The organism is Stenomitos rutilans, assembly GCF_059505485.1.
This window is the reverse complement of sequence record NZ_JCACKR010000039.1, coordinates 1,609-5,659: the sequence shown is the minus strand read 5'-3', so window position 1 is coordinate 5,659 and position 4,051 is coordinate 1,609. Positions and strand designations below refer to the sequence as shown.

5 protein-coding genes and 1 pseudogene are annotated in these 4,051 nt (G+C 46.0%); 1 reads left to right on the top strand and 5 read right to left on the bottom strand.

Going from position 1 to position 4,051, the window contains the following annotated elements; all coding sequences use genetic code 11:
* From AC5JLP_RS06180 to AC5JLP_RS06165, 4 genes and pseudogenes are all read right to left on the bottom strand, one after another.
* The coding region (locus tag AC5JLP_RS06180) for a transposase (RefSeq protein WP_496067045.1) at nt 1-709 on the bottom strand (709 nt) is incomplete at its 3' end.
* 136 nt (nt 710-845) lie between these two features.
* Entirely contained in the window at nt 846-1,052 is a 207-nt protein-coding gene (locus tag AC5JLP_RS06175) for a hypothetical protein (protein WP_496067044.1), read from the bottom strand.
* Nucleotides 1,045-1,263, bottom strand: a pseudogene (locus AC5JLP_RS06170) (IS1 family transposase); the annotation flags it as partial. The pseudogene AC5JLP_RS06170 and the gene AC5JLP_RS06175, both read right to left, overlap by 8 nt.
* Before the next feature lie 266 nt (nt 1,264-1,529).
* Complete coding sequence (locus AC5JLP_RS06165; RefSeq protein WP_496067043.1) at nt 1,530-2,285, bottom strand: hypothetical protein; 756 nt, start codon at nt 2,283-2,285, stop codon at nt 1,530-1,532.
* 539 nt (nt 2,286-2,824) lie between these two features.
* Between AC5JLP_RS06165 and AC5JLP_RS06160 the strand changes: the two genes are divergently transcribed.
* The gene (locus AC5JLP_RS06160) at nt 2,825-3,046 is read left to right on the top strand and encodes a hypothetical protein (RefSeq protein ID WP_496067042.1); all 222 of its coding nucleotides are present in this window, start codon (nt 2,825-2,827) and stop codon (nt 3,044-3,046) included.
* 196 nt (nt 3,047-3,242) lie between these two features.
* Here AC5JLP_RS06160 and AC5JLP_RS06155 read toward each other — a convergent pair whose 3' ends face one another.
* Entirely contained in the window at nt 3,243-3,878 is a 636-nt protein-coding gene (locus tag AC5JLP_RS06155) for a hypothetical protein (RefSeq protein WP_496067041.1), read from the bottom strand.
* Between the last annotated feature and the right edge of the window lie 173 nt (nt 3,879-4,051).

Sequence of the window (4,051 nt, the reverse complement as noted above, 5' to 3'; positions counted from 1 at the left end):
ACCATATTGGTGATTCGGTTGTATAGATCGCATTCATTAGTGTCAATCCATCACGCCCAATGGTATTGGCTAATGCTTCCCGTTCGCTATCGAGATTGGGTAGTCGATAGTTCTCAATCCGACGACCATAACGCTCAAACCATACTTCTTCCATATGCTCATCTAGCCACTCAGGATGAGCTGCCGACAAACTATTGAGTGCCGCCCGAAAGGTTTCACCTAACAGTTCCAGTCGATTCAGGCTGCGAATCGCTGCAAGCACATGAGTCGCATCCGTTCGTTGTCGCCCATGAGTCTTGAGCAAACCCTTTTGTTTGAGATGCGTTAACAACAGGTCTAACAGTTCTTGTTCTTTCCCCAAAGACAGCAGACGACTGCGAAATTCACTCAAAACTGAAAAGTTAAAACCTGTATCTTTCAGCGGCAGGCTCAGAACATATTTCCAGTCGATTCGTGCTCGCACTGCCTCTGCTGCTTGGCGATCTGACAGGTTATCAATGAACTGCATAATGCAGACCAAAACCAATCGCCAGGGCGATTCGGCAGGTTGACCTCGATTAGAAAACAATTCAACAAAATCATGGTCTGTGTAGATAATGCCGAGTTGCTCTCGCATTTGGAGATATAAATTGCCCTTGGGAAAAACGGCTTGAGCCACCTCAAACGTATCGCTAGGAATTTCTGGAATATCCTGTGGTTGCATTGACATATGTTCGGTCTCCCTCTGTGCGCCTGAATTGCTTCGATTCTAAAAGATTGCCTCTGCTAGTAGTAGCGGTAGATTAGCCCTGTTCACAACGGTGCTATAGTCCTCTAAATTGTTGCGAAATGTTTCGCCAACAGTGTCATCGCTCCAGGAACCCCTTATCGGCGATGAACGGACGCTTCCGTCGCAGTTGATTTGCGTACTGCTGCCCAAATTTCTGGCACCATTCCCGAAGCGTTTCACCAGTGACTTCGACCTCGCGATACAGCATCCTTTTCTCGATATCCCGGTAGCTCAAGGGAAACGTGTAGTAGAGCCAAACACAATAGGGTTGTGCATCAGACAAGGGTGGGATAGGTTAAAAGGTCATGCCAAGTCCAGGGTTGTACTGCTAAACCGGCTCGTTGGGCTGCTGTCGTCTTAAACCGACTATGCTGCCAAATCCAGTTGAAGTAGCTCACGACCAATCGGGTCGTTACCTTCGTTTGTTCCCACATTTTGCCAAACTTGTTCTGTCGTCGATGCCATCGTCCAATTTGTTGCCGAACCATGCCATTGAGATGCGCTACCAACTGCGCTATAGCCCCTTATGGTAGACGCACCGCATTGAGAGTTCACGTTACGCCTATCTTACATGCCATTATACATGCGAATCTACATGCGTCCTTTACAAGTGATTAAGGGTAAGCGCTGATTACGTTACGCTTTCAAATTTCGCCCCAATAGGTAGAAGCACTCATTAGAGGGTTAGTTACCTTCCCTCTCAGAGTGTTAAGGGCGTGTCAGGTCTTTAAGTGGCATTTATAAGTGGCATATAGCCAGACTAGACACCCACACCAGTAGAAACCATCATCTTTTTGCACTCCTCTATCAGTTCTTCAAACTCCCACACAGCAGAATCAGGACGCACTACTTTAGGCACTACATCAAGCCAAATGTTGTCTATGGCTTCTGTGAGCTTGTTAGCGAGGTACGTTACTACCTCTTCATCTAGGTGCCGTTTCAAGTCGTCAGCGTCGTCTGTCGATTCACTGAGAAGTAGCGTTGCGTATTCCTTAAGCGCGGTAGTGGCATGGGCAAGTGCTCTCTTAAGCTTCCATTCAACTTGTCTAAAGTGAGGGTGCCATTCCCTCATCTGCATGATTCGCTCATCTCTCCAGTCAGGGTCGTCTAGGTGCCACTGTTTATCTACGACAGGAGCGGTCGCTGGTGAAGGTTCAATCGTTCCGCGAATCTCTTCTTCTTGCCCCTCTACAGCGGTCTCCTTTGTAGTAGTGGCATTCGTTCCGCGAGGCGATTTTTCCAGCTCTACAGGCTCACTTATAGAAGAGAGAGATTCATACTGTGCGATCGCACTAACCAGCGCCTCCCAGGTGGCAGTCTTACGCATATCAACCTGAGTCTCATCGTGAGAAAAAGCTTCTCTCAGCGTTGTGATGAAATTGTCAGGGATGTTGCTCCAAGTCCAATGCATCAAGTGCTTTAGTGTTCTAGCTTCTAGCACCATGTCAGTAATCGCCTCAAACCGCTCTCTGATGACGAGTTTGCCCAATCGGTTGGACGCAGTGTTATTCTTCATTTCAGCCTCTCTTACAGGTTAGTTGTAGTGGGGGTTAGCCCTGTCTCGGTACTCGCAATACCTTGATGGGGCGTTTGTTTATGATCTGTGAACTGTTAAGGCAGTAGGGGTTCAAGCTCAGTTATCAACTTATTTGCCCTGTCCCATCGGGGTGAGTCGTTGGCTGCTGCTGCATACCTCAGAACTACTTCCTTTATCTGGTACAGGTTGTCTGTTTCAGGTTCACCTATCCACACAGGCTTACCTTCGTCCAGTGCCTTAGCGAACTTTAGAACCTGTGGTACCAGCGCTTCTGGCAATCTAACCGTAGTCGTCTTGCCTGTTCTCCAGTGACGCAACCTTAATGAACCTTCTCTAAATCCGCCTCTAGGCATAAGCTTTAGTTCCGTAACAACCCTAACGTTCCTTTATGATATCTCGCTTTTGATTAACGTCAAGCTGTTTTGCATAAAGATGACGCAAAGAAAGCGATTATCAATAGCGAGAATCACAACATGAAAGGGCAGAATCATTACTGAAGTAAGCCAGTGAGAACGGTAATGACTGAAGTGATTGAAGTAAAGAACGATTTCATCAGTTTTCCATCGGTAGCTAAATACGCGATAGGGCAGCAAGTGAGGCTAGAGGAAGAAACAGGCTATGTCATTGGGATTAAGCTTGGCAGTCTTGGATGGGACTATCTAGTAGTGATGGGTGAAAAACCAGAGAACAGTAATCAGGCTAGATGGTACTGTCAGCACTCAGTTACACAGGGATGGTAGGTGATGGTTGCAGCCACGGTTAGTTAGTCCTGCTAATTACTAATTGCAAATACTATTTACCAGCAGAAGATACCCCTGGGTATGAAATCTTCCTATATGCCTATTACAAATGGCAATTAAGAAGAAAACACACCCAGGGGTATCTACATGATTTGATTTGAAATTACAATTTGAAATTAGCCAAACTAGACACCCCTTACTCTTGTACAACCATCGTTGGCTCAACGTTTAGCTTGCCCAGAATCTCGTGAGCGCACATAGGGCAATACTTGAAGTGTGAGTTAATACCCGTAAACTGACCGTTAAAGCCGCAAGTGATGCATTTGATTGTTCTCCTTTTGGGCTTTGTTGTTGAAACCTCTATAAACTCGCTTGAGAGTGATTTGAACGGAGCAACCTTCAATTTATTGGGTAGTGCTTCAATCGCCTTCATCGCTAAGCCTCCGTGCTCAATGTAGAGTTCCACTGTCCATCCATAGTCTTTCCCTTCATCCTTTCCTACACCCTTGCAAATCAAGCCTCTCAGCTTAGCTAAATCGCTAAATTCTTTGCTGTGATAACCCCAACCTGCTTTAGGTCTGGTGCCTCTATTCCATTGAAACAACCTTAACTGCTGTTTCAGCAAGGCTTTGTAGACATCAATAATCTCATCATTGAAAGTTTCACGGTTAAGGTAGATTTCATGAACTGAATCAGGGTTATCCTCATACTGCTTGGAGTAAAGCTTAAGATAGCTGTCTCCTATGCCTTGCCTGTCAGAAATGGCTATCACGTGCCTTGGTAGAAGCCCTTGAAACACGTATTCATCAAAATGGGTGCCTAACCCTTGCAACCAGTCGCCTTGCTCTTTTGTTAATTTGCGTCCCACAGCGTTTCACCTAGTCGATTCGTTTTGAGTGTACACCAAACAAACCTGATTGGGTGCTCACCAAAAAACAAGTGGCTAAAACGATTGGGTGCTCACCAAAAAACAAGTGGCTAAAACGATTGGGTGCTCACCAAAAA